Here is a 24,824-nt window from a genome sequence, read left to right on the forward strand (position 1 = left end):
CCCGCCCCGACGGGCGTCCCCCCACTCCTCACGGCCCCCGCCCGGCCGGGCGGGGGGGTGGGTGCGGCGGCGCCCCGGGGGGGCGCCGCGGCCCGCCTGGCCCCCCACGTCTGCCACCTCGTCGACGGCCACCGCCGTGCGGTACTGGCACCAGACGGCATAGCCGAGCAGCGCGACCGTAACGCCTAGCAACGCCGCGCCGGAAATTCCGGTCGCGCCGGACAGCGAGAGCACGAACGCAACGACGGCAAGAACAGATGCGAGCGCGGTCGCTCCCTGCGCCTTAGAGAGAGAGCACAAATTCATCGTAACCGACACCCTGTTGCTTGAGCAGCCCGACCATCGCCTCGAAGCTCGCATGCATGCCGTCCTTGGCATTGGCATGCCGCGCCTCTTCCGCGCACAGCGCCTTGTAGATCGGCTTGATGCGCTCGATCTGCGCTGGATCGGGCTTGCGACGGTTGGAGTGATAGCCGACGATATTGCCACGCTCGTCGAATGTCGGCGTGACGTGGGCGAACACCCAGTAATGGCTGCCGTCCTTCGCGAGGTTGACGACGTAGGCGAAGATCTCCTGCCTGGACTGGAGCGTGTCCCACAACAGCTTGAAGACGGAGCGCGGCATCTCGGGGTGGCGGATCAGGCTGTGGGGCGCGCCCATCAGTTCGTTCCAGGAGTACTTCGCCATGCGGATGAAGACATCGTTGGCGTAGGTGATGCGGCCCTTGAGATCGGTCTTCGAGACGATCAGCTCCTCCTCTCCGAGGAGATTTTCCACGCCGGTCGGCCGTATCGCACGCGTCATCGTTGACGAATCCTCACGAAGGGCGAACGCCCCAAATGAGTGGAGCTCGCATCGCTCCAGGGATTACGGCAGAAGATGTTAATCAGGTGTGACCGCGGAAACCCTCGTGATCACTTCACGGCTCCGTATCATTACTTAGGAGCCTCGCTTGCAGTGCGCGGCTACCGCCGACGCGCAACGATGGGATTACATCGTCGCGCCCAGCACCCAGGGCGCGAACTCGGCGCCGCCGAAATCAAAACTCTCGCTCTTGGTCGGCTGTCCCGAAGCCGTCTTGAGAATCAGATCGAAGATGCGCTGGCCGCACTGCTGAACGCTCTCCTCGCCTTCGAGGATGGTGCCGCAATTGACGTCCATGTCCTCTTCCATGCGCTTGTACATGGGCGTGTTGGTGGCGAGCTTGATCGACGGCGCTGGCTTGCAGCCGAACACGCTGCCGCGCCCCGTGGTGAAGCAGACCAGATTGGCGCCGCCGGCGACCTGCCCGGTCGCGGCAACCGGATCGTAGCCGGGCGTGTCCATGAACACGAAACCCTTCTTGGTGATGGGTTCGGCATAGCGCAGCACTTCGACGAGGTTGGTGGTGCCGGCCTTCGCCATCGCGCCGAGCGACTTCTCCAAAATGGTGGTGAGACCGCCGGCCTTGTTGCCCGGGCTCGGATTGGCGTTCATCTCGGCGCCTTCGCGCGTCGTGTATTCGTCCCACCAGCGCATGAGATCGACCAGCTTCTCGCCGACCTCGCGGCTGACGGCGCGGCGCGTCAGCAGATGCTCGGCGCCATAGGTCTCCGGCGTCTCCGACAGGATCACGGTGCCGCCGTGACGCACGATGAGATCGCTGGCCGCGCCCAGCGCCGGGTTGGCGGAGACACCGGAATAGCCATCCGAACCGCCGCATTGCAGCGCCACGGTCAATTCGCTCACCGGAACGGACTCGCGCTTGACCTTGTTGGACTCCGCAAGTGCCTCGCGCACGAAGGCAATGCCGGCTTCCACCGTCTTGCGGGTGCCGCCGACCTCCTGGATGTCCATTGCGCGCAGACGTCCGGCGAGCTTCTGCTCCTCCATCAGGCCGCCGATCTGGTTTACCTCGCAGCCGAGGCCGAGCACGATGACGTGGGAGAAGTTCACGTGCCGCGCATAACCGCCGAGCGTGCGGCGGAGAAGTGCCAGCGGCTCGTTCTGCGTCATGCCGCAGCCGGTCTTGTGGGTCAGCGCGACCACGCCGTCGACATTGGGGAAGTCGGCCAGCGGATTGTCGCCAGTGAACGGATTCTTCTTGAACACGTCGGCGACGAGGCTTGCGACATGCGCGCTGCAATTCACCGAGGTGAGGATGCCGATATAGTTGCGCGTGGCGACGCGGCCGTCCGGGCGGCGAATGCCTTCGAAGCTCGCCGGGAGATCGAAATTCGGCGTCGGCTTGACGTCGGCGCAATAGGCGTAGTCCTTGGCGAAATCGCCCATGCCGCAATTCTGCACGTGCACGTGCTGGCCCGGCGCGATCGGCACCGTCGCAAAGCCGATGATCTGGCCGTAGCGTATCACCGGCTCGCCCAATGCGATCGGCTTGATCGCGACCTTGTGGCCGGAAGGAATGCGCTCGACCGTGGTTACGCCGTCGGCCACCAGCGTTCCCGGCGGCAAGCTCGCGCGCGCGATCAGCACGCCATCATCGGGATGGAGGCGAATGACGGGGCTGATGGTCATGGGAGGTCTCCTTGGTCTTCACGTATCGTGCCCCGGACGCAGCGCAGCGCGAAAGCGGTGCGCTGCTGAGCCGGGGCCTAGTTGTCACGTCATCTGCTTGGTTAGCGACTGGGTCCCGGCTCTGCGATGCACCGCTTCGCGCTGCATCGCGTCCGGGACACAGAGAGAGCTCAGGCCTTGCCGCCGGAATCCTTGCGGGTCGCATTCACCTGCATCTTGGCGTACGTGGTCATCAGGCCGACCTCGTTCGAGAGCGTCACCAGCTTGAAGCCCATGTTGATGGCGCGCGCGGCACCCTCGGCGCCGCTGCAATGGATGCCCGGGTTGAGGCCGCGCTTGCCGCACTCCTTGATGATCTTCTCGTAGATCGCGAGGATTTCGGGCTCGGTGCGATCGAGCTTCGGTTCGAGGCCGTAGGAGAAGCCGAGGTCGGACGGACCGATATAGACGCCGTCGATGCCTTCGACGTCGAAGATCGCTTCCATGTTCTCGACCGCGGTCCTGGTCTCCATCATCGGCAGCAGCACGATGTCGTCGTTGGCCGTCTTCTGGTAGGAGCCAGCGGTGCCGTACATGCCGGCGCGGATCGGGCCGTTGGAGCGCACGCCCTTCGGCGGGTACTTGGAATAGGAGACGAGATTCCTGGCTTCCTGCGGCGTGTTGACCATCGGGCAGATCACGCCATAGGCGCCGCCATCGAGCACCTTGCCGATGATGCCGGGCTCGTTCCAGGGCACGCGGACCATCGGCGTGATGGGGTGCTTGTCCATCGCCTGGAAGCACTGCACCATCGACAGATAATCCTGCACGCCGTGCTGCATGTCGACGGTGACGCTGTCGAAGCCGCATTGCGCGATCATCTCGGCCGAGAAGCCGGAGGGAATCGCGAGCCACGCGTTGACCACGGCCTTGCCCGACTTCCAGATTTCCTTGACCTTGTTCGCCACGTTGCCTTCCTTCTTTGTTGTTTGGGCCGTCATTGTTTAAGTCGTCGTTATTTGGACCTTCGTCACCATGACGAGCGTCGCGACAGCACAGCCCCGCTGTTACCGCGAACTGGCGCGCCGCGCTACGCTCGCAATGACGCAAGACCTATGCGGTCGCCCTCTGGATGCTGACTTCGCTGACGCCGACCTCGCGGGCGGTATTCACTATTGCCGCCCAGGTGTCATCCGGCAAGGGGATGCCGTTTTGGGTCCGCTCAGCCCGGGTTTTCCGCTCGGGGTCGCCGGGAATCAGCACCTGGTCGACCCCGGACACCGGCTTGGTGGCACGGATGAAGTCGGCATAGCGCGACACCTCTGCGTCGAAGACATGGGAGGTATCGACCACTTTCGGATCGACGTAGAAGGCCAGCATGCCGTTGGCGAAGCGCCGACCGCCGGACGTGGCCCCGGTTCCGGTCAACGCGCCGCCGAGCAGCTCGCACATGAAGGCGAGGCCCGAGCCCTTGTGCTCGCCGAACGCACGGATCGCGCCCGTTCCCTTGGTGTGATCGCGCGGCCCATCCGGCGTGTAGGGGCCGTAGAGCACGGCCGGCTCCTCGCTCAGGCTGCCGTCGGCATCGACCAGCGCGCCCTTCGGCAACTTCTTGCCGCCGCGGCTTGCGACCAGCACCTTGCCCTCGGCCACGACCGAAGTCGCAAAATCAAGCACGATCGGATCCTGGCCCTCGCGCGGAATGCCGACGCAATAGGGTGCGGTGGAGAGCCGTTTCTCCACGCCGCCGAACGGCGCCACCAGCAGCGAGCCGGCGGCATTGACGAAATGAACCGAGATCAGTCCTTCGGCGGCGGCCATCTCGGCCCAATCGCCGACGCGGCCGATATGGCCGGCATTGCGTAGCGCGACAGCGGCAAGTCCCGCCTTCCTGCACTTCTCGATGCCGATCCGGACCGCCTGCGGCGTCACGGTCTGGCCATAGCCGAACTTGCCGTCGATCACCGCGAGCGAGGGCGTGTCGAGCACGATTTCGGCGTTCTGGTTGGGCACGACCGCGCCGCTCTTCTGCCAGCGGATATAGACGGGGACGCGGATCACGCCGTGGCTGTCATGGCCGGTCAGATTCGCCGTGGTTAGATAAGTGGCGATGCGCCTGGCTTCGTCAGGCGACGACTGCGCATGCGCGAAGACCTCGGTGACGAAGTCGATCAGCTTCTGAACCTGGATGGTGACCATGAGGGTCTGTTTGCCTCTACCTCGGCGCCGATTTTGCAGTCATCGGCTTGAGCGGCACTTGAGCGAAAAAATGCGGCGATGTCCATGATTGTTGCCGCGCGCTTGCGCATATCAGCTTTCACCCCTCGGCACTTGCCTCCTCGCCCGCGCCGAGCCCTGCGAGACTTTGTTCGAGCTCGCCAAGCATCTCCTGCAACTCGACGAGCTTGCGTGCGCCAAAGCGGCGCGTGATCTCCGCATAGATCGCTTCGGAGGATGGCGCCACGGAGGCCATCAGCTTCACGCCCTTTTCCGAGATCGAGACCATGCTGCGGCGCTGGTCCGCCTTCGCGGTCTTGCGCTCGATCAGGTTGCGCGCCTCCAGATCACGCAGGATCCGCGACAGGCTCGGTCCGAGCAGGAACGCGGTGCGCGCGAGTTCCGTGACCTCGACCGTATCGATCGCCGCGAGGGCGCGCAGAATGCGCCATTGCTGCTCGGTCAGGCCGTGCTCACGCAACGAGGGACGGAACTGCCGCATCACCGCTTCGCGTGCCCGCAGCAACGACATCGGCAGCGAACGCGAGAACTCACGCATCGGCACCTGCCGCACGGCGGGCTCGCTTCCGTCCGCAGGATCAGCCGGTCTCTTCGTCATGACGCCCTTTCAAGCCGCGAAACGTTTGCAGTGCAGCAAGCCAATTTGCGATTGACGCATTCACTTAACATGTTAAGTATCTTCCTGCACCACGATTTGTAAGATTACACATGGCGCTTTCAAACGACGATATCCGAGCTTGCGCGAACCGTCTGCATCAGGCGGAGAAGACCCGTACGCAGATCCGGCAGCTCTCGCAGGACTTTCCCGACATCAGCATCGCTGACGCCTTTGCGATTCAGAAGGCCTGGGTCGACGTCAAGATCGCCGAAGGGCGCATCGTCCGGGGACACAAGATCGGCCTGACCTCGAAGGCTATGCAAAGCGCGCTCGGAATCAACGAGCCGGATTCCGGCGTGTTGCTCGACGACATGTTCTTCGCCGATGGCGGCCTCGTTCCGACGGAACGCTTCATTGCGACGCGCGTGGAAGCCGAGCTCGCCTTCGTCATGAGCAAGCGCCTCGCGGGCCCCGACTGCACGCTGTTCGACGTGCTCAACGCCACCGATTTCGTGGTGCCGGCGCTGGAGATTCTGGACACGCGGATCGAACGCGTCGATCCCCGGAGCAAGGCGACGCGAAAGATCTTCGACACCATCGCCGATAACGCGGCGAACGCCGGCATCGTGCTCGGTGGACGGCCGATCCGTCCGCTGGACGCGGACCTGCGCTGGATCGGCGCGTTGTGTTTCAAGAACGGCCAGCTCGAAGAGACCGGCCTTGCCGCCGGCGTGCTCAATCATCCCGCCACGGCCGTTGCCTGGCTCGCCAACAAGATCGCGCCGCTCGGCCTTGCGCTCGAGCCCGGGCAGGTTGTGCTCGCGGGCTCCTTCATCCGTCCGATCGAGACCCGCAAGGGCGACACAATTCAAGCCGATTATGGCGCCTACGGCTCGGTGAGCTGCTACTTCGCCTAGACGAACAAAAAGACAGGGAGTGAAACCGCGATGCCGCATTTCACGATCGAATATTCGGCCAATCTCGACGACCGCCTCGACATCGGCGCGGCGTGCGAGGTGGTACGCAGGGCGGCGGTCGAGACCGGCATCTTCCCGCTCGGCGGCATCCGCGTCCGCGCCGTCAGATGCGAGCATTATGCGATCGCCGATGCGCGGCAAGACTACGGCTTTCTCGACATGGTGCTGCGCATTGGCGAAGGCCGTGATCTGCCAACCCGCAAGCAGGCCGGCGAACATGTATTCCAGGCTCTCTCCCGCCATCTCGATCCCGTCTTCGCAAGCTCCAAATTCGCCCTGTCGTTCGACATGCAGATCAACGACAAGGACACGAGCTGGAAGCGCAACAACATCCACGACGCCCTGAAGGCGGAGGCCGCCCATGGATAAGCCCACGCCGAAAACCGATGTGTTCCAGGCCAATCGCGACCGCATCGCACCGCTGCTGAAGACGCTCCGCGCCGACGGCGTCGGCCACATGATCGACGGCAAGATCGTGCCGTCGATCTCAGGCGAGACGTTCGAAACGAAATCGCCGGTCGACGGCGCGACTCTGGCCAGCGTCGCGCGCGGCAATGCCGAAGATATCGATCGCGCCGCCACCGCTGCTTCGCTGGCCTTCAAATCCTGGCGCGACATGGCGCCGGCGATGCGGAAGAAGCTGCTGCATCGCGTCGCCGACGCCATCGAGGACAATGCTGAGGACATCGCGGTGCTCGAATGCATCGACACCGGCCAGGCCTATCGCTTCATGGCCAAGGCCGCGATCCGCGCCGCCGAGAATTTCCGCTTCTTTGCCGATCGATGCGGCGAGGCGCGCGACGGCCAGAACACGCCGAGCGACGAGCATTGGAACGTCTCGACCCGCGTGCCGATCGGCCCGGTCGGCGTCATCACGCCGTGGAATACGCCGTTCATGCTTTCGACCTGGAAGATCGCCCCTGCCCTCGCGGCCGGGTGCACCGTCGTGCACAAGCCGGCCGAGTGGTCGCCGGTCACGGCGGCCATTCTTGCAAAGCTCGTCAAGGAAGCCGGCGTGCCCGACGGCGTGCTCAACACCGTGCACGGCTTTGGTGAAGAGGCCGGCAAGGCGCTGACCGAGCATCCCGCCATCAAGGCGATCGGCTTTGTCGGCGAAAGTTCGACCGGCTCCGCGATCATGGTTCAGGGCGCGCCCACGCTGAAGCGCGTGCATTTCGAGCTCGGCGGCAAGAACCCCGTGATCGTGTTCGACGACGCCGATCTCGACCGCGCGCTCGATGCGGTCGTGTTCATGATCTACTCGCTCAACGGCGAGCGCTGCACGTCGTCGAGCCGCCTGCTGATCCAGGCCAGCATCGCGGAGAAATTCGTGGAGAAGCTGGCCGCGCGGGTAAGAGCCCTGAAGGTCGGCCATCCCCTCGATCCCGCAACCGAGATCGGCCCGCTGATCCACGAGCGGCATCTGGCAAAGGTGTGCTCTTATTTCGACGTCGCCCGCCAGGACGGCGCGACGATTGCGGTCGGCGGCAAGGCTTATGACGGGCCGGGCGGCGGACATTATGTCGAGCCGACGCTGGTGACCGGCGCGCATGGCAAGATGCGCGTGGCGCAGGAAGAGGTGTTCGGCCCCTTCCTCACCGTGCTCCCCTTCAAGGACGAAGCAGACGCGATCGAGATCGCCAACGACATCCGCTATGGCCTGACCGGCTATGTCTGGACCAACGATGTCGGCCGCGCGTTGCGTGTCGCGGATGCGCTGGAGGCCGGCATGATCTGGCTGAACTCGGAAAACGTCCGCCATCTGCCGACGCCGTTCGGCGGCATGAAAGCATCCGGCATCGGCCGCGACGGCGGCGATTATTCGTTCGATTTCTACATGGAAACCAAGCACGTCTCGCTGGCGCGGGGCACGCACAAGATTCAGAAGCTGGGAATCTAGAACCGCCGTCGTTCCGGGGCGGCGCGGAGCGTCGAACCCGGAACCTCGAGATTCCGGGTTCGGCTCTGCGAGCCGCCCCGGAATGACGGGGGACCTCAAGAGGGGAAACGCAATGCCCGTACCGCAACATGTCTTCGAGCCGCCGTTCAACATCATCCGCTCCAGCCACGCCGTGCTGGACGTGACCGATCTGAAGCTCAGCCGCGAGTTCTATGAAAGCGTTGTCGGCCTGCATGTCGAGGACGCCGACGACAAGGTCGTTTACTTGCGCGCCGCCGAGGAGCACCAGCATCACTCGCTGGTGTTGCGCAAGGCGGCGGCGCCCGCCTGCAACCGCCTCGGCTTCAAGGTCGGCAATGACGGGGATTTGGACAAGGCCGCGAAGTTCCTGTCCGAGAACGCTCTGGGCTACGCGTTCATCGATCAGCCGTTCCAGGGCCGCACGCTGCAATTCACCGATCCCTTCGGCTTCCAGATCGAGCTGTATGCGTCGATGGACCGGCGGCCGCATCTGCTGCGCCGCTACGATCTCTACAGGGGCTGCCATCCGCAGCGGCTCGACCATTTCAACGTGTTCGCCGCCGAAGTGCAGGACACCGTCGAATTCTATGCCCGGCTCGGCTTTCGCCTCACCGAATACGCCGAGGAGGACGGACCGAACGGGCGCATCGCCGCGGCCTGGATGCATCGCAAGGGCAATGTCCACGATTTTGCCATCACCAACGGCAAGGGCCCGCGGCTGCACCACTTCGCGTACTGGACGCCGACGGCCATGAACATCATCCATCTCTGCGATGTCATGGCCTCGCAGGGCTTCGTGAAGAACATCGAGCGTGGTCCGGGACGCCACGGCATCTCGAATGCGTTCTTCCTCTACGTCCGCGATCCCGATGGACACCGGCTGGAGCTCTACACCAGTGACTATTTCACCGGCGATCACGACCACGAGCCGCTGCGCTGGTCGCTGCGCGATCCCCGTCGCCAGACATTGTGGGGCGCACCCGCCCCGCGCTCCTGGTTCGAGCAGGGCTCGCCGTTCTCCGGCCAAGCCGTGCGCGAGCCGAAGTTCGTGGCCGACGTGCTGGTGGCGGATTGATGCGGGTGACCGGCACAAACTCTCTCCCCGTCGTCCCGGCGAAGGCCGGGACCCATAACCACAGGGAGACGTTTGACGAAGATTGGTCGTTCGGGATTGCCACGGCGCACTATCGGTAGATCACGCGGTATGGGTCCCGGCCCCCGTGCGCAATTGCGCACTAGGCCGGGACGACAAAGAATGATGAGCAGCCAATGAACCCCCCTCGCCTTGCCACCTATTCCGTCAAGGGTGCAACGAAGTATGGCGCCGTCGTCGACGGCGGCATTGTCGATCTCTCCGCGCGCCACGGAAAGGACTATCCGACGCTGCGCGAGGTGATCGCGGCAGGACAGCTCGCGAGCCTTGCCGAGGACGCCGCCGGCCGCGCGCCAGATCACGCGCTGGATGACATCATCTGGCTGCCGCCGGTGCCCGCGCCGGAAAAGATCATCTGCATCGGCGTCAATTATCCCGACCGCAATGCCGAGTACAAGGACGGCCAGGACGCGCCGAAATATCCGAGCATGTTCATGCGCTCGCCGCGCTCCTTCGTCGGCCACGACACGCCGCTGGTGCGCCCGCGCGCCTCCGCGCAGCTCGACTATGAGGGCGAGATCGTGCTGGTGATCGGCAAGCAAGGCCGGCACATCCCCGAAAGTTCTGCGCTCGACCACATCGCCGCGCTGACGCTCTGCAACGAAGGCTCGGTGCGCGACTGGCTGCGCCATGCCAAGTTCAATGTCACGCAAGGCAAGAACTTCGATTCCAGCGGCAGTCTCGGCCCGTGGCTGGTGCCCTACACGCAGGAATCGCAGATCGCCGACATCAGCCTCACCACGCACGTCAATGGCGAGCTGCGGCAGGACGACCGCACCAGCCGGCTGATGTTTCCGTTCCGCTATCTCATCAGCTATATCTCGACCTTCGCAACGCTCGTTCCCGGCGACGTCATCGTCACGGGCACGCCAACGGGCGCCGGTGCGCGGTTCGATCCCCCGCGTTATCTCAAGCCGGGCGATATTATCGAAGTCGCGGCCGAGGGCATCGGAACCTTACGCAACGGCGTCGTCGACGAAGCCTGAACACCGATTGAAATGGAATAATGCCATGACCACCCTCACCGGCGGCGAAGCGATCGTAAGCGGCCTTGTCGCCCACGGCGTCGACACCGTGTTCGGCCTGCCCGGCGCGCAGGTCTACGGCCTGTTCGACGCCTTCCACCAGGCGCAGCTCAAGGTGATCGGCGCGCGGCACGAGCAGGCCTGCGGGTACATGGCGTTCGGCTATGCACGCTCCAGCGGCAGGCCCGGCGTGTTCAGCGTGGTGCCCGGTCCCGGCGTACTCAACGCCAGCGCAGCACTGCTCACCGCCTTCGGCTGCAACGAGCCGGTGCTGTGCGTCACCGGCCAGGTGCCGACGCAGTTTTTGGGCAAGGGCCGCGGCCATCTGCACGAGATGCCGGATCAGCTCGCGACCTTGCGCACCTATGTGAAATGGGCGGATCGGATCGAATATCCCGGCAACGCGCCGACCACGGTCGCGCGCGCCTTCCAGGAGATGACGTCCGGACGGCGTGGCCCCGCCTCCGTCGAGATGCCCTGGGACGTCTTCACCCAGCGCGCCGACACCGCGGCTGCGCAAGTGCTGGAGCCGCTGCCCGCGCCGCAGCCCGACCCTGACATGATCAAGCAGGCGGCCGCGCTGATCAGGAATAGCAAGGCGCCGATGATCTTCGTCGGCAGCGGCGCGATCGAGGCGCGGGAGGAGATTCTCGAACTCGCCGAGATGATCGACGCGCCCGTCGTCGCCTTCCGCAGCGGCCGCGGCATCGTCTCCAACGCGCATGAGCTTGGACTCACGATGGCGGCGGCCTACAAGCTGTGGCCGACAACAGATGTGATGATCGCGATCGGCACGCGCGCCGAGCTGCCGGCGTCGGGCTTCCGCTGGCCATATCAGCCGAAGGGGCTGAAATCCATTCGTGTCGATATCGATCCGGCCGAGATGCGCCGGCTCGCTTCCGATGTCGCTATCGTCGCCGACGCCAAAGCCGGCACGGCCGATCTCGTCACAGCCGTGAAGAGGGCCGGCTATGCCAGGACCAGCGGCCGGCGGGGAGAGATCCGCGAGGTGACCGCGACGGCGCAAGCCGAGATCCAGCGCATCCAGCCGCAGATGGCCTATCTCAACATCCTGCGCGAGGTGCTGCCGGCGAACGCGATCGTGACGGATGAATTGTCGCAGTTCGGTTTCGCATCCTGGTACGGTTTTCCGATCTACGAGCCGCGCACCTTCATTACGTCAGGCTATCAGGGCACGTTGGGCTCGGGCTTCCCGACCGCGCTCGGGGCCAAGGTCGCCAATCCCGACAAGCCGGTGGTGGCGATCACCGGCGACGGCGGCTTCATGTTCGGCGTGCAGGAGCTCGCCACCGCCGTGCAGTTCAACATCGGCGTGGTGACGCTGGTGTTCAATAACAACGCCTATGGCAATGTCCGCCGCGACCAGCGCGAACGTTTCGACGGCCGCGTGGTGGCGTCCGATCTGGTCAACCCGGATTTCGTCAAGCTCGCGGAGTCATTTGGCGTGGCCGCCGCGCGCGTCACCGCGCCGGACCAGTTCAAGGCGGCGATGGAGAAGGCCCTGGCGCATGGCGGGCCCTATCTGATCTCGGTCGAGGTGACGCGGGACTCGGAAGTCAGCCCGTGGGCGTTCATCCACCCGCCGAAGCCTTGAGGTGAACGCCGCCCTGTAGCCGCGCCGCCGCGATCACCAGCAGGCCCGCGCCTGCGACCGCCCAGCAGGCGATCGGGGCCCAGTGCAGCAGCGGGGCGTATTCAGGCATTTTCTGCAAGCCGCCGGCGACCGCCGCCATCCGCGCGAAGGTCCCGAGCGCGAGCGCCGAGAAGACGAGACCGGTCACCTTTCCCTCCGCGCCGGTCGAGCCGATCGCCAACGCAGCCGAGATCGCGCTCATCAGCATGCAGCCCCACGCCGCTCCGGCGAGAAACTGCGCGACGATCAGCGTGTTGAGGCTGCCGGCGAATTCGGCCGCACCAATCGCGACCGCTCCAAGCAGTCCGGCCGCGCCCATCACGATCACGCCGCCACGGTGCTTGACGACGAGGCTTGCCGGAAACATCGCAATGTTGAAACCGATCCAGAACACCGGCATCAGCAATTGCAGCTCATCCGGCTTGGCAAAGCGCAGGTAGAACGGCGCGCTGTTCAGAGCGAAGTGCAACTGATAGCCGAGCGCAAGCGCCACCATCGCGACGATGAAGGCGATCGGCACGAGGCCAAGCGGCTTTGCCGCTTCGGCCGGTGTCGGCGGCGCGGTGTCGCGGGCCACCTCGTGCTCGATCCGTGACAGTCCGACCGCGGTCAACAGCAGCACTGCGCTCGATATCACGAAGGGCAGCCGCGCATCGTGCTCGCGCAGCACCACGCCGAGATAGGGCGAGACTGCGCCGGCGACGCCATAGCCGAGCATCGCGAGCGCGGCGAGGAACGGCACCTGCGGCCGGGCGCGGTATTTGCCGAGCAATGTCAGCGGCGGCGCGCGCATCGCGGACGAGGTGATCGACCAGACCACGATCAGGGCAATGAACCACCCCTGCGCGGCCACGCCGCGCCCTGCGACGAAAGGCAGCGCGACGAACGCGCCGCAGGAGATCGCGGCCAGGAGCCCGACGAACAGGCCAAGCCTGCCGAGATGGGGCGCGATCCTGTCGGCGGCGATCCCCATCGCGGTGTCGGCAATGGTGAAGATCGCCTGGTCCAGCATCAGGATGAGGATGACGGCTGATGGCGCGATGCCGACCTCAGCCGCGAGCTTTGGCAGATAGATGACGTAGGTGGTCCAGCCAAGCGTGAACGCCAGTTGCAGCACGGCCAGATACAGGCCGGTGCGGTTGGCCGCGCCAGCGCCGGCCGAGAGCTGTGTGGTCGCCATATCGCGTCTCCCCCGCCGGAAGCTTAGACGAGCGGGGGCTGCGAGGAAACGCGTCAGCGGACCTTTCGGAACGTCAAATTGACCCGCTTGCGGCCGAGCAACGCATGCTCGCCATCGGCCAGCGGCGCGACACCGTGATAGGCCAGCCTGCTGGGGCCGCCCCAGACCACGACGTCACCATGGACGAGGCGGAAGCGCCGCGGCTTGTCGCTGCGTGCCATGCCGCCGAACAGGAAGGTCGCGGGCAGGCCGAGCGAGACCGAGACGATCGGCGCCGAATAATCCAGCTCGTCCTTGTCCTGATGCAATGACAGCCGCGTGCCAGGCTCGTAGCGATTGACGAGGCAGGCATCGGGCGCGAAGCCGGCGAAGCCGCCCTGCTCCGCGGCGCGCAAAGCCAGATCGCGGAGCACCGGCGGCATCGCCGGCCATGGCGCGCTCGTTCGCGGGTCAATGGGATCATAGCGATAGCCGGTATGATCGGTGATCCAGCCGCGCTCGCCGCAATTGGTCATGGCCACCGACATCAGGTGCCCGCCGGGCGTGGTCATGCGACGGAACGGCGACTGCGCCACGATGGCGCGCACGGCTTCGATCAGCTCGCTCTCGATCGGCTTGACGAAGCCGCGCAGCAGAACGGCGCCGTCGGCGATCTCCTCGCGCGACGGCTGGGCTTCGGCGACATGGTCGAACAAATCAGCCGTCAATCGCAGCGCTCACTTGGCATCATGAAAGATCACACCCAGCGTGTGGCGCTGGCCAGAGCGAATCCGGCTGACGCCGTGGCGGAGATTAACGCGGTAGGTGCCGCGTGTCCCCTGCACCGGGCGGTGATGCACAGCGAAGGCCACGGCGTCGCCCTGCGCGAGCGGAACCACCTCGGCACGGGACTGCATGCGCGGGCGCTGCTCGGTCAGCACGAACTCGCCACCGGTGAATTCGCGGCCGGGCTCGGACAAGAGGATCGCGACCTGAAGCGGGAACACGTGCTCGCCATAGAGATCCTGATGCAGGCAGTTGAAATCGCCCGTCTCGTATTGCAGCAGCAGCGGCGTCGGCCGCGTCTGCCCGGCCTCGTGGCAGCGCTTCAGGAACGCCGCATGCGCGGCCGGATAGCGGATGTCGATCCCCATCGCCTCGTTCCAGCGATTGGCGACGCCCTGGAGATGCGCGTAGAGCGCCGGGCGGAGCAGCGCGATCAGGTCGGGCAGCGGATAGGAGAAATATTTGTACTCGCCGCGGCCAAAGCCGTGGCGGCCCATGACGATGCGGCTGCGGAAGTTGGCGTCGTCGGGATAGAGCGCGGCGACGGTGCGGCATTGCTCCGGCGTGAACAGCCCCTTCAGGACAGCGCAGCCCTGGGTATCGAGCTCGCCTGTGATCTGCGGCCAGTCGAGGGCATCGACATGGGCGGCGAGGTCGGCTGTCGGAGATTGAGCCGATTTGCGTGCTATTGCTGTCATGGCTCTGACTTTCGCAGGACCGCCCCGTCCTCTACCACCCGATTTCCGTCTCTCTCCCCGTCATTGCGAGTGCAGCGAAGCAATCCAGAATCCCTCCGGGGAACCAGTCTGGATTGCTTCGTCGCAAGGGCTCCTCGCAATGACGGCGGAGAGGCGTCAGCCTCTCACCGGCAGCGTCACTACGTCGTATCCATGCTTGATCGTGCGCTTCAGCACGGGGTCTTCCAGCTCAAAATCGAAACGGTCGGCGGAACGGATACCGCCCTTCGCCGCAAACGTACCGCCGAACATGGCGCAGCCGTCGGGGAATTTTCCACCTTCGAAGCCACGCGCGATCAGGTCGGCGACCGGAAGCATCGCGTCGAGCGTACCCTCCTGATAGAGCACGCGCTCGCCCTTGATGGTGGCCCAGGAGCGCAGGATCATCCTGTCCCAATGGCCGATGACGTCCTCCAGCTCCCACAGCGTGGAGGCGATCGGCTTGTCGCACATCTGCTTGGACACCGTGACGTTATAGGCCTCGACCTTGCGGTCGGTGTGGTCGGAGCCGCAGCCGACGAAAATGCGGCCTTGCCAGCCGATCAGCACGAACTCGACCTCGCCGCTGGAATCGCCGCCAGTGCACTCGATGCTGTCTTCCATCGTCAGCCGCCGCGCCGAGGCGCGGTAGTAGATCGGCGTCGAGGCCGGCGGGGCGATGCCCATCTCCTGCAGCTCGGCAATGTGCTTGTCGCGCGCGACCGGATCGCGGCCGGTCCAGCCGGCGATGACCATCTGATCGATCGCCAGCGTCAGCGGCGCGGTGGTGTCCTGGGCGTCGACGGTGAAAGTCAGGTCAAACACGAATTACGGCCTCCATGCCGGCAGCAAGCTCGAAGATACGGCGGTCCGATCCGCCCGCGCCCGCCACCATGAGGCCGACGGGGATCTCGCCCTCGCGATGCGCAGGCAGCGAGATGGCACAGCCGTCGATCATGTTGATCAGGGTGCAGTTGCGGAGCGCCCGCAGGTTTTCCCTGGTGAACGCCTTGTCATCGGCAAGGTCCGAAATTTTCGGCGGCGTGTTGGCGGTGGTCGGCAGCACCAGTGCGTCATAGGGCGCGATGCGCGCATTGACGCGGGTGATCAGCGAGCGGCGCTCGTTGAGAAGATCGATGTAGTCCGCCGCGCTCTGCGCTTCGCCGCGCATGATACGCACGGAGACTCTGGGATCGTAGACGTCGCCCTTGGACGTGAGAAGGTAGCGGTGCCAGGCATAGCTTTCGGAAGCCGCAAAGCCGCCCTTGGCGTTCATCGGCCCGATGTCGTGGAATTCGGCCATCTCAATGCGCTCGATGATCGCACCGTGATCGGCAAGGCTCTTGAGCGCCCGCTCGAATGTCGCGGCCACAGCCGCGTCGAGGTCGTCGAGTGCGATCGTGGTCGGCACCGCCAGCCGCATGCCCTTGACCGGGCGAGGCTTCAGCGGGGCGATCGGCTCGTTCGCGAGCACCGCATCGAGAATGGCACAGCAACTGACCGATCGTGCCAGCGGCCCGATGCTGTCGAGCGAGAACGACAGCGGCACGGCCCCATCGAGCGGCACGCGCCGCTGCGTCGGCTTGTAGCCGACGATGCCGTTATAGGCCGCCGGAATCCGGCAGGAGCCGCCGGTGTCGGTGCCGAGTGCGCCATGCGCCATGCCGTCGAGCACGGAGACCGCGGCGCCCGAGGACGAACCGCCGGGCACGTGGCCCTCGGCCCGGTTCCAGACGCCCTTTGGCGTGCCGTAATGCGGATTGATGCCGATGCCGGAATAGGCAAACTCGGTCATGTTGGTGCGTCCGATCACGACGAAGCCGGCCTTGCGCAGCCGCGCTACCGTGGGGGCATCCTGCTCGGCCGGCGAGGAATCGTCGAGCGCGCGGGAGCCGGCGCGCGTCACCTGGCCCTTGATGTCGAAGAGATCCTTGATTGAGACCGGGATACCGGCGTAGCGCGAGGGCGCCGCCTTCACCTTGCGCAAACCGTCCATCGCGTCCGCCGCGACAAGCGCGGCATCCTTGTCGACATGGATGAAGGCACGCTGCCCCTCGCCGGCCGGATCGGCGATCTTGGCGAGGCACGCCTCGACCAGCTTGCGGGAGCTGGTGCGGCCGCTTTCGAGGTCTTCGGCGAGCTTCGTCAGTGTCGAAAAATCGGGCATGTCTGTCTCACGGAATATTTGCGCGCAATGTATAGCGCTGCCTCACTTCGACACAAGCATTGTGCGCATGATGGCATGCATGCGCATTGCTGGACCGTTGACGCGCCATGGTCGATTGTCGCATCAAGATCGCAACGGCCGGGCTAAGCTTGGCCCTGGGAGGACCTGCCGAAATGGCCGAACCGCAGCGCGCGCGACCGAAACCGACGCCGGAGACCCAGCATTTCTGGGACGGCACCAAGGCGGGCGAGTTGCGCCTGCAGCGCTGCGACGCCTGCGCGCATGTCTATTTCCCGCCACGCCCGTTCTGCCCGTCCTGCGCCTCGCGCAAGGTCAACATCTTCAAGGCGAGCGGCAAAGGCTTTCTCTACAGCTACGTGATCAACCACCGTCCCGCGGCGCCCGGCTTCACGCCGCCTTACGCGATCGCGGTGGTCGAACTCGAGGAGGGGCCGCGGATGATGAGCAACATCATCGACTGCCCGCAGACGCCGGAGGCGCTCGAACTCGACATGAAGCTCGAGGTCGCCTTCGAGGCGCTCGACGACAAGATCACCCTTCCCGTATTCCGTCCGGCGAAGGGGTAAGCCCATGCGCAGCAATCAGGTTGCCGTCGTCGGCGCGGCCGAGACCACCGAACTCGGTGTCATCCCCAACGTCTCGCAGCTCCAGCTTCATGCGGATGCGGCGCTCAATGCCATTGCCGATGCCGGGCTGAAGCTGTCGGACATCGACGGCTTCGCCACCGCGGTCGAAACGCCGCAGCAGGTCTGCCACTATCTCGGCATCAAGCCGACCTGGGTGGACGGCACCTCGGTCGGCGGCTGCTCCTTCATGCTGCACGTCCGCCATGCCGCCGCGGCGATCGAGGCTGGCCTGTGCAAGACCGTGCTGATCACCCATGCCGAGAGCGGCAAGTCGATGATCGGCAAGGCGCCGCGCTCGATTCCCCCCGACAGTCTGCAAGGCCAGTTCGAGGCGCCGTTCGGCGTCTACGGCCCGCCCAGCATGTTCCCGATCCCCGTGCTGCGCTTCATGAAGACCTACGGCATCACGCACGAGCAGCTCGCCTCGGTGGCAGTGGTGCAGCGGGAATGGGCGGCGAAGAATCCGCGTGCGATGATGAAGGATCCCATCACGGTCGCAGACGTCCTCAACTCGCGCATGATCGCTTATCCGTTCCGCCTGCTGCAATGCTGCCTCGTCACCGACGGCGGCGGCGCGCTGATCCTGACCTCGGCGGACCGCGCCCGGGATTTTCCGCGCAAGCCGGTCTACATCATGGGGACCGGCGAGAGCGTGGAGACGCCGATGGTCAGCCAGATGGAGACGTTCAACTCCTCACGCGCGTTCAAGACCGCGGGACCGCTGGCGTTCAGGGAGGCCGGCATCGCACACAAGGACGTCGACCATCTCATGATCTACGACGCCTTTGCGCATCTACCGCTGTTCGGCCTCGGCGATCTCGGCTTCATGCCGCATGAGGAGACCGGCAAGTTCATCGCCGACGGCAACACCCGCCCCGGCGGCAAGCTGCCGCTCAACACCAATGGCGGTGGCTTGAGCTACATGCATTCCGGCATGTACGGCATGTACGCGCTTCAGGAGAGCGTGCGGCAGATGCGCGGCATCGCGCCGGCGCAGGTCGCCAACGCGAGGATTTCGGTGTGCCACGGCGTCGGCGGCATGTTCGCCGCGTCGGGCACGATCGTGTTTACGAACGAGAGGTAATTTTCTCGTCGTTCCGGGATGGTCCGAAGGACCAGACCCGGAACCTCGAGATTCCGGGTTCGTGCTTCGCACGCCCCGGAATGACAGAGACAACAGGAGACATCCACATGACGAAATCACTGCAAGACAAGGTCATCATCGTCACCGGCGCAGGCCGCGGCATCGGACGGGAGATCGCGCTGCTCTGCGCTGGCGAAGGCGCCAAGGTCGTCGTCAACGATCCCGGCGTCGCCGCTGACGGCGCCGGCACGAGCGCCGCGCCCGCCGAGGAAGTGGTCGAGGAGATCAAGAAGCGAGGCGGCACCGCGGTTGCCAATTTCGAGTCGGTGGCCGAAGCCATCCCCGCCAGCAAGATCGTGAAGACCGCGACCGATCATTTCGGCCGGCTCGACGGCGTGGTCAACAATGCCGGCATTTTGCGCGACATGATCTTCCACAAGATGAGCGTGGAAGCGTTCGAGGCCGTCATCAAGGTGCATTTGATGGGCTCGTTCTATGTCAGCCACGCCGCGGCGCGGATCTTCCGCGAGCAGGAGTCCGGATCGTTCGTGCACTTCACCTCGACCTCCGGCCTGATCGGCAACTTCGGCCAAGCCAATTACGCCGCCGCCAAGCTCGGCATCGTCGGCCTGTCGAAGTCGATTGCGCTCGACATGGGCCGCTTCAACGTTCGCTCCAATTGCGTCTCGCCGTTCGCCTGGACCCGCATGATCGGCACCATCCCGACCGAGACCGAAGCCGAGAAGGCGCGCGTCGAGAAGATCAAGCAGATGGGCCCGGAGAAGATCGCGCCGGTCTGCGCCTATCTGCTCTCCGATGCCGCCAAGGATGTGTCCGGGCAGATCTTCGGCGCCCGCATGAACGAGCTGTTCCTGTTCAGCCAGAACCGTCCGCTGCGCTCGGTGCATCGGAGCGAAGGCTGGACGCCGCAATCGATCGCGGAACACGGCATGCCGGCGCTGAAGGGATCGTTCTACAAGCTCGACCGCTCCGCCGATATCTTCCCCTGGGATCCCGTTTAAGCGAAATCCACTTTTGCTGCATTGCGATCTCCGGTTGTCCGGCCGGGGATCGCCCGCTTTACGCCCGATTGCAGGCGGACAGTTTTCTCCCAAACAAAAAAATGGGAGGCGACTATGACAAACCCACTGACCATCTGCACCGACGTCAATGAGCCTGTTCTCGCACGCCGCACCCTGCTGAAGGGCGCTGCAGCAGTCGCGGCGACGGGCGTCACCATGTCCGCGGCCCTGGGGGCGTCCGTAACGCCCTTGGGCCAGACGGGTGCACCGACAAGATCGACCGCGCCATTACCGTTGGGACCACTGCCGGGCAGCCGTTATCCGGACGCCCACCTGGAATCCGCCAAGAAGGGGCCGCCATCATTCGGGCCGCCCGGTTTTCCTGCCTTTGCCGGCACCATGGCCGTCGAGCGGGTCGCAACGGGCTTCCGCTGGGCTGAGGGGCCGGTATATTTCGCCGCCGGGCGATACCTGCTGTTCAGCGACATTCCGAACAATCGCATCATGCGCTTCTCGGAGGACGACGGCCACGTCAGTGTCTATCGCCAGCCCTCGATGAACTCGAACGGCAACACGATCGATCGCGAAGGACGCCTGATCACGTGCGAGCACAGCGGTCGGCGCGTGACGCGCACCGAACTCGACGGCTCGATCACCATCATCGCCGACAAGTTCAATGGCAAGCGACTGAACTCCCCGAACGATGCGGTTGTCACGGCCGATGGCGCGATCTGGTTCACCGATCCCGCCTACGGCATCGGCGGTTTCTACGAAGGGATCAAGGCCGATCCCGAGCAGGAGAAGAAGAACGTCTACCGGGTCGATCCGAAGTCCGGAGAGGTCAAGGTCGTCGTCGACGACTTTGTCGAGCCCAACGGGATCACCCTCTCGCCGGACGAGAAGAAGCTCTACATCTGCGAGACCGGCTTCACGGATGGACCCGACAACCCGTCGCATATCCGCGTGTTCGACCTCGACGTCGCCGGGGGCAAGGTGTCGAACAGCAAGGTGTTCGCAGAGATGCCAAAACCGAGCATCACCGATGGCGTCCGCTGTGACACCGAAGGCCGCGTCTGGTGCTCGGTGGGCTGGGGGGATGCAAACGACGACGGCGTACGCTGCTATACGCCCTCGGGCGACTTGCTGGGCAAGATTCATATTCCGGAAACCGTCGCTAATTTGTGCTTCGGAGGTCAGCAGCGAAACAGGCTCTATATTTGCGGCTCGACATCGCTCTACGCCGTCTACACGAGCGTACAGGGCGCGATGAAGCCCTGAGCGATTAATAGAGTGGCGAGTAGCGAACCGTTCGGACCGCTACTCGCTTCTCAACCCGTATTCCTCAACCCCGCCGAGATCCCGTTGATCGTGAGCTGAATCCCGCGCAGCACCTGCTCGTCCGGGTTCTGCGCGCGGTGCTCTTTCAGCAGCTCGACCTGCACATGGTTGAGCGGGTCGAGATAGGGGAAGCGGTGGCGCACCGAGCGTTCCAGCAGCGGGTTGCCTTGCAGCAGCCGGTCCTGGCCCATGATGTCCAGAAGCGTCTCGATGCAGGAATGCCATTCGCGGCGGATGCGGCCGAAAATCTTCTCGCGCAGCGCTTCATCCGGCACGAGCTCGGCATAGCGCGAGGCGATCGCGATCGAGCTCTTGGCCAGCACCATGTCCATGTTCGACAACAGCATGCGGAAGAACGGCCATTCCTTGTAGAGCTCTTTGAGGAACGGCATGCCCTTGTCGGGATGCTCCGCGATCCACTGCTCGACCGCGCTGCCAAAGCCATACCAGCCGGGCAGCATCAGGCGGCATTGCGCCCAGGAGAACACCCAGGGAATGGCGCGAAGGTCCTCGATCGCCCGGGTCTTCTTGCGCGACGCCGGACGGCTGCCGATGTTGAGCGTTGCGATCTCGTTGATGACGGTCGAGGCCCAGAAATAATCGACGAAGCCCTCGGTCTCGTAAACGAGGCCGCGATAGGCCTTGAAGGCGAGATTTGAAAGCTCGTCCATCGCGGTCAGATATTCGCGCCTCGGCGCGCTCTGGCGCGGATGCAACAGGCTCGCCTCCAGCGTCGCGGCGGCAAGGATCTCCAGATTGTTGCGGCCGACTTCGGCGTTGGAATATTTCGACGAGATGATCTCGCCCTGCTCGGTGATGCGGATCTGGCCGTTCACCGCGCCGCCCGGCTGGGCGATGATGGCATCATAGCTCGGGCCGCCGCCGCGGCCGACCGAACCGCCGCGGCCATGGAACAGGCGCAACCGCACGCCATGGCGCTCGAACACGTCGACGAGGCCGATCTCGGCCTTGTAGAGCTCCCAGCCCGAGGTGACGAAGCCGCCATCCTTGTTCGAGTCGGAATAGCCGAGCATGACCTCCTGCACGCTGCCGCGGCTGTCGACCAGGCGGCGGTAATCGTGCAGCGAGAGCATGCGGTCCATGATGGCGCTGGAAGCCTGCAAATCCTCGATGGTCTCGAACAGCGGCACGATGTTGATGGCGCTGCGCCCGGAGGGATGGACGAGACCGACCTCCTTCAGGAGCACCGCGACCTCGAGCATATCAGACATGCCCTTGCACATCGAGATGATGCATTGGGGAATGGCGTCCGAGCCGAACTTCGCATGCGCCTCGGCGGCGGCATGGAAGACGTTGAGCTCACCCATGGTCTCGTCGCTGTACTTGACGAACGGCGACACCAGCGAGCGCGTCGAGCGCAATTCGTTGGTGAGCAGGGAGATGCGGGCGTCCTCGCCGAGCGCGAGATAGGACATGCCGGGATTGGCGGCATCCATAAGCTCGGCAATGGTGCGCTCGTGCACCGCCGAGTTCTGGCGGATATCGAGCCGGGCCAGGTGGAAGCCGAAGCAGTCCACCGCACGCCGCAGCAACCGCAGCCGGCCGCGGGCGATGACGCCGGCGTTGTTGGAGATCAGCGAGCGGTGCAGCACGTCGAGATCGGCCTTGAACTCACCGACGCTGTCATACGGCGCGCCCTTGCCGACAGGCCGGCGGGTGATCTCGACCTGAAGCATTTCGGCCGTGGCGGTGAGGCGCGCATAGATGCCGGAGACCGCGAGACGATAGGGCTCGCCGCTCCGGTGCGGCGAGGTATCGGGCGAGCGCTCCGCCAGCGTGCGCAACTCCTCGGACACGTCGGCGAGATGGGCCGCGATCGAGAGCTCGGAGCCGAGCACGTGCAGCTCATTCAGATAGAACTGCATCACCCGGCTCGACTGCAGCCGCAGCGTGCCGCGCATCACGTCGGCGGTGACGAAGGGATTGCCGTCGCGGTCGCCACCTATCCAGCTGCCCATGCGCAGGAACGAGGCGAGCTCGCCGGCCGCCTGCTCGCCGCCCTCCTCCAGCCGGTCCTCCAGCGCGTTGACCAGCCGCGGCACCTCGCGGAGAAACGTGTAATCGTAGAACGACAGGCCGTTGGCGACCTCGTCGAGCACGGTGAGCTTGGTGCGGCGGAGCAGATTGGTCTGCCACAGCGTCAGCACCTCGCGGCGGAGCTGCTCGTCGCTGGCGGTGGCCTCCTCCGCCGTCAGCGCGACGCGCTCGCGACGATCGAGCAGGCTAGCGACCTCCATCTCGCGGTCCATGGTGCTCTTGCGGCGGACCTCGGTCGGGTGCGCGGTCAGGACAGGGCTGACCAGCGCGCTCTTGAAGAAGTTGCGCAGGGCATCGGCACCGATGCCCGCAGCCCTCGCATGGGCGAGCGTCTCGGCCAGCACGCCGGAGCCGCCGCCCTTGTTGGCGCGCATCTGGCGGATGTTGTTCTGGTCTTCGGCGATGTTGGCGAGGTGGGAGAAATAGCTGAAGGCGCGGACGATCCGCACCGTCTCCGAGGTCGACATGCTGTCGAGGATCTGCTCGAGCTCGCGGCGGGCGAGCCGGTCCTCATCGCGGTGGAACCGGATCGAGGTCTGCCGGATGCGTTCGACGAGGTCGAACACATCGGCGCCCTCCTGGTCGCGCACCGTGTCGCCAAGGATGCGCCCGAGCAGGCGGATGTCGTCCCGCAGCCGCGCATCTGCCTCCAGCGCCTGGACATCCTCGGGTCGGTTGGGGCGCTGATCGGCGGCGTCGGACGATATGGTCTGGAGGGACATGGCTCGCTCCCCTGGTTCGAGCTCGCTTGACTGCCCGGCTCAGCCGAGTGTGCGATATTTTTCTGCCGCAGTGCAAGGTGAACTTGGTGGCGGCGCACACTAGGGGCATTGGTTTCGTGCCCCGGACGCAGCGCAGGCGCGCCGCGTCTTCGCGGCGTGATGCGCTGCAGAGCCGGGGCCCAGCTGAGAGCCCGGCGTTGATCCGCTTTTGGGTCCCGGCTCTGCGCAGCAACGCTGGCGCGTTGCAGCGCGTCCGGGACACGAGGAGGTCCTCGCGATAAACATACCTTCGCGGTCTCGCGGCGCGGGCGCCCGAGTTTTGCTGTCCGTTTCGCCCTCTTCGAGAAGAAAGGGCGCAGGGAAGGCCGGGCGCCGGCTGGCACCCAGGGTCCGCACGCGAAAAACGCACGCGGGGGTGACCACAGGTGATGCCGGAACATCCCGGCCTTCCCTGCGCAATGGTTTTACGGCTTATGGCGCGCTCTCCCCGGGGAGCGATGCACTATTGCCCCCGTCGCCTCGCGGATGATCGATGCACGCACCCGGTCGGGCCGCACATCACCGCAAGCCTTGACGCACAGACCCCGGGCGTCAGGACCACACGCTTTTGCCGTCCGCGGACGTCCCTACACGAGCCATCGGAGGCTCGCGCGTGCTCGCCCCCAATGCCGAAAAGAAACGCTGTGACCGCGCCGTGTCGTATGCGCGGATCGCGATGACTCACGAGGATTGCCCGCCCTGCCATCCCGTCACGCGCCGGCGCTGCCGCGTCCATCGCATCCCGGCTCACGTATCGTGACGATCGCGAAACGCCCTTTTTAGCGGGCCGGGATGCCTTGCGGTTTACCCGAAGCGATGAATTCGGTCAATCAGAATATTCGCGGACCAATGCCTTGACCTGTGTATGGCGTGTTTTGCCCGTCGGGCTACGCGAGGAATGGTGTGCTCAGCGTCGACGGGGCGCGCAGGGTGGGTTGAGCCCTTGCGAAACCCATCATGGGTTGAGCCCTTGCGAAACCCATCATGCTTCATCTCCGACCGACGGATTGATGGGATTCGCTGGCG

General features: G+C 65.0%; 21 protein-coding genes. 10 read left to right on the plus strand and 11 right to left on the minus strand.

Annotated elements, in window-relative coordinates:
- Positions 1–283 precede the first annotated feature (283 nt).
- The 5 genes from AC0L2J_RS21505 to hpaR all read right to left on the minus strand — a co-directional run bounded on the left by AC0L2J_RS21505 (position 284) and on the right by hpaR (position 5,330).
- Positions 284–805 (minus strand): PAS domain-containing protein, encoded by a 522-nt coding sequence (locus AC0L2J_RS21505; protein ID WP_007608036.1) that lies wholly within the window; start codon positions 803–805, stop codon positions 284–286.
- Between the two features lie 186 nt (positions 806–991).
- Positions 992–2,515 (minus strand): UxaA family hydrolase, encoded by a 1,524-nt coding sequence (locus AC0L2J_RS21510; RefSeq protein WP_007608034.1) that lies wholly within the window; start codon positions 2,513–2,515, stop codon positions 992–994.
- A gap of 170 nt (positions 2,516–2,685) precedes the next feature.
- The gene (locus AC0L2J_RS21515; RefSeq protein WP_035974924.1) at positions 2,686–3,462 is read right to left on the minus strand and encodes an HpcH/HpaI aldolase family protein; all 777 of its coding nucleotides are present in this window, start codon (positions 3,460–3,462) and stop codon (positions 2,686–2,688) included.
- 145 nt (positions 3,463–3,607) lie between these two features.
- Positions 3,608–4,693, minus strand: a complete 1,086-nt coding sequence (locus AC0L2J_RS21520; RefSeq protein ID WP_007608031.1) for a malate/lactate/ureidoglycolate dehydrogenase — start codon at positions 4,691–4,693, stop codon at positions 3,608–3,610.
- Between the two features lie 118 nt (positions 4,694–4,811).
- The gene (hpaR, locus tag AC0L2J_RS21525) at positions 4,812–5,330 is read right to left on the minus strand and encodes a homoprotocatechuate degradation operon regulator HpaR (RefSeq protein WP_473393993.1); all 519 of its coding nucleotides are present in this window, start codon (positions 5,328–5,330) and stop codon (positions 4,812–4,814) included.
- A 110-nt stretch (positions 5,331–5,440) separates the two neighbouring features.
- On the opposite strand from hpaR, the gene hpaH reads away from it, so the two are divergent.
- From hpaH to AC0L2J_RS21555, 6 genes are all read left to right on the plus strand, one after another.
- Positions 5,441–6,247, plus strand: coding sequence for a 2-oxo-hept-4-ene-1,7-dioate hydratase (hpaH, locus tag AC0L2J_RS21530; RefSeq protein WP_473393997.1), 807 nt, complete (start codon positions 5,441–5,443; stop codon positions 6,245–6,247).
- 30 nt (positions 6,248–6,277) lie between these two features.
- Positions 6,278–6,676 carry a 5-carboxymethyl-2-hydroxymuconate Delta-isomerase gene (locus AC0L2J_RS21535; RefSeq protein ID WP_007608025.1) on the plus strand — a complete coding sequence of 133 codons (399 nt, stop codon included), beginning with the start codon at positions 6,278–6,280 and terminating at the stop codon, positions 6,674–6,676.
- Entirely contained in the window at positions 6,669–8,207 is a 1,539-nt protein-coding gene (gene hpaE / locus AC0L2J_RS21540) for a 5-carboxymethyl-2-hydroxymuconate semialdehyde dehydrogenase (RefSeq protein ID WP_063993135.1), read from the plus strand. Before AC0L2J_RS21535 ends, hpaE begins: the two co-directional genes overlap by 8 nt.
- 112 nt (positions 8,208–8,319) lie before the next feature.
- Positions 8,320–9,303, plus strand: coding sequence for a 3,4-dihydroxyphenylacetate 2,3-dioxygenase (gene hpaD / locus AC0L2J_RS21545; RefSeq protein ID WP_007608021.1), 984 nt, complete (start codon positions 8,320–8,322; stop codon positions 9,301–9,303).
- A gap of 194 nt (positions 9,304–9,497) precedes the next feature.
- Positions 9,498–10,367 (plus strand): fumarylacetoacetate hydrolase family protein, encoded by an 870-nt coding sequence (locus AC0L2J_RS21550; protein WP_473394008.1) that lies wholly within the window; start codon positions 9,498–9,500, stop codon positions 10,365–10,367.
- Between the two features lie 25 nt (positions 10,368–10,392).
- Positions 10,393–12,021 carry a thiamine pyrophosphate-dependent enzyme gene (locus AC0L2J_RS21555; protein WP_473394011.1) on the plus strand — a complete coding sequence of 543 codons (1,629 nt, stop codon included), beginning with the start codon at positions 10,393–10,395 and terminating at the stop codon, positions 12,019–12,021.
- On the opposite strand, the gene AC0L2J_RS21560 is transcribed toward AC0L2J_RS21555, so the two are convergent.
- From AC0L2J_RS21560 to AC0L2J_RS21580, 5 genes are all read right to left on the minus strand, one after another.
- The gene (locus AC0L2J_RS21560) at positions 11,999–13,240 is read right to left on the minus strand and encodes an MFS transporter (protein WP_473394014.1); all 1,242 of its coding nucleotides are present in this window, start codon (positions 13,238–13,240) and stop codon (positions 11,999–12,001) included. The two genes, AC0L2J_RS21555 and AC0L2J_RS21560, sit on opposite strands and share 23 nt — an antisense overlap.
- Positions 13,241–13,293: 53 nt before the next feature.
- A complete protein-coding gene (gene alkB, locus AC0L2J_RS21565) occupies positions 13,294–13,947 on the minus strand; it encodes a DNA oxidative demethylase AlkB (protein ID WP_473394016.1) in 654 nt (217 codons plus the stop codon).
- A 9-nt stretch (positions 13,948–13,956) separates the two neighbouring features.
- Complete coding sequence (locus AC0L2J_RS21570; RefSeq protein ID WP_473394018.1) at positions 13,957–14,703, minus strand: 2OG-Fe(II) oxygenase; 747 nt, start codon at positions 14,701–14,703, stop codon at positions 13,957–13,959.
- A gap of 156 nt (positions 14,704–14,859) precedes the next feature.
- Entirely contained in the window at positions 14,860–15,546 is a 687-nt protein-coding gene (locus tag AC0L2J_RS21575; protein WP_473394021.1) for a DUF2848 domain-containing protein, read from the minus strand.
- Positions 15,539–16,888: an amidase gene (locus AC0L2J_RS21580; protein ID WP_473394024.1), complete on the minus strand. Its 1,350-nt coding sequence runs from the start codon at positions 16,886–16,888 to the stop codon at positions 15,539–15,541. The genes AC0L2J_RS21575 and AC0L2J_RS21580 overlap by 8 nt, the downstream gene beginning before the upstream one ends.
- Before the next feature lie 173 nt (positions 16,889–17,061).
- Between AC0L2J_RS21580 and AC0L2J_RS21585 the strand changes: the two genes are divergently transcribed.
- The 4 genes from AC0L2J_RS21585 (at position 17,062) to AC0L2J_RS21600 (ending at position 20,919) form a co-directional block, all read left to right on the plus strand.
- A complete protein-coding gene (locus tag AC0L2J_RS21585) occupies positions 17,062–17,475 on the plus strand; it encodes a Zn-ribbon domain-containing OB-fold protein (protein WP_473394029.1) in 414 nt (137 codons plus the stop codon).
- Positions 17,476–17,479: 4 nt separating this feature from the next.
- Positions 17,480–18,619, plus strand: coding sequence for a thiolase C-terminal domain-containing protein (locus AC0L2J_RS21590; protein WP_473394033.1), 1,140 nt, complete (start codon positions 17,480–17,482; stop codon positions 18,617–18,619).
- Between the two features lie 107 nt (positions 18,620–18,726).
- Positions 18,727–19,641: an SDR family oxidoreductase gene (locus tag AC0L2J_RS21595; RefSeq protein WP_007593675.1), complete on the plus strand. Its 915-nt coding sequence runs from the start codon at positions 18,727–18,729 to the stop codon at positions 19,639–19,641.
- Positions 19,642–19,755: 114 nt separating this feature from the next.
- Entirely contained in the window at positions 19,756–20,919 is a 1,164-nt protein-coding gene (locus AC0L2J_RS21600) for an SMP-30/gluconolactonase/LRE family protein (RefSeq protein WP_473394037.1), read from the plus strand.
- 50 nt (positions 20,920–20,969) lie between these two features.
- On the opposite strand, the gene ppc is transcribed toward AC0L2J_RS21600, so the two are convergent.
- Positions 20,970–23,759 carry a phosphoenolpyruvate carboxylase gene (gene ppc, locus AC0L2J_RS21605; protein ID WP_473394041.1) on the minus strand — a complete coding sequence of 930 codons (2,790 nt, stop codon included), beginning with the start codon at positions 23,757–23,759 and terminating at the stop codon, positions 20,970–20,972.
- Between the last annotated feature and the right edge of the window lie 1,065 nt (positions 23,760–24,824).

The sequence above is a fragment of the Bradyrhizobium sp. MV1.5 genome (assembly GCF_055807615.1).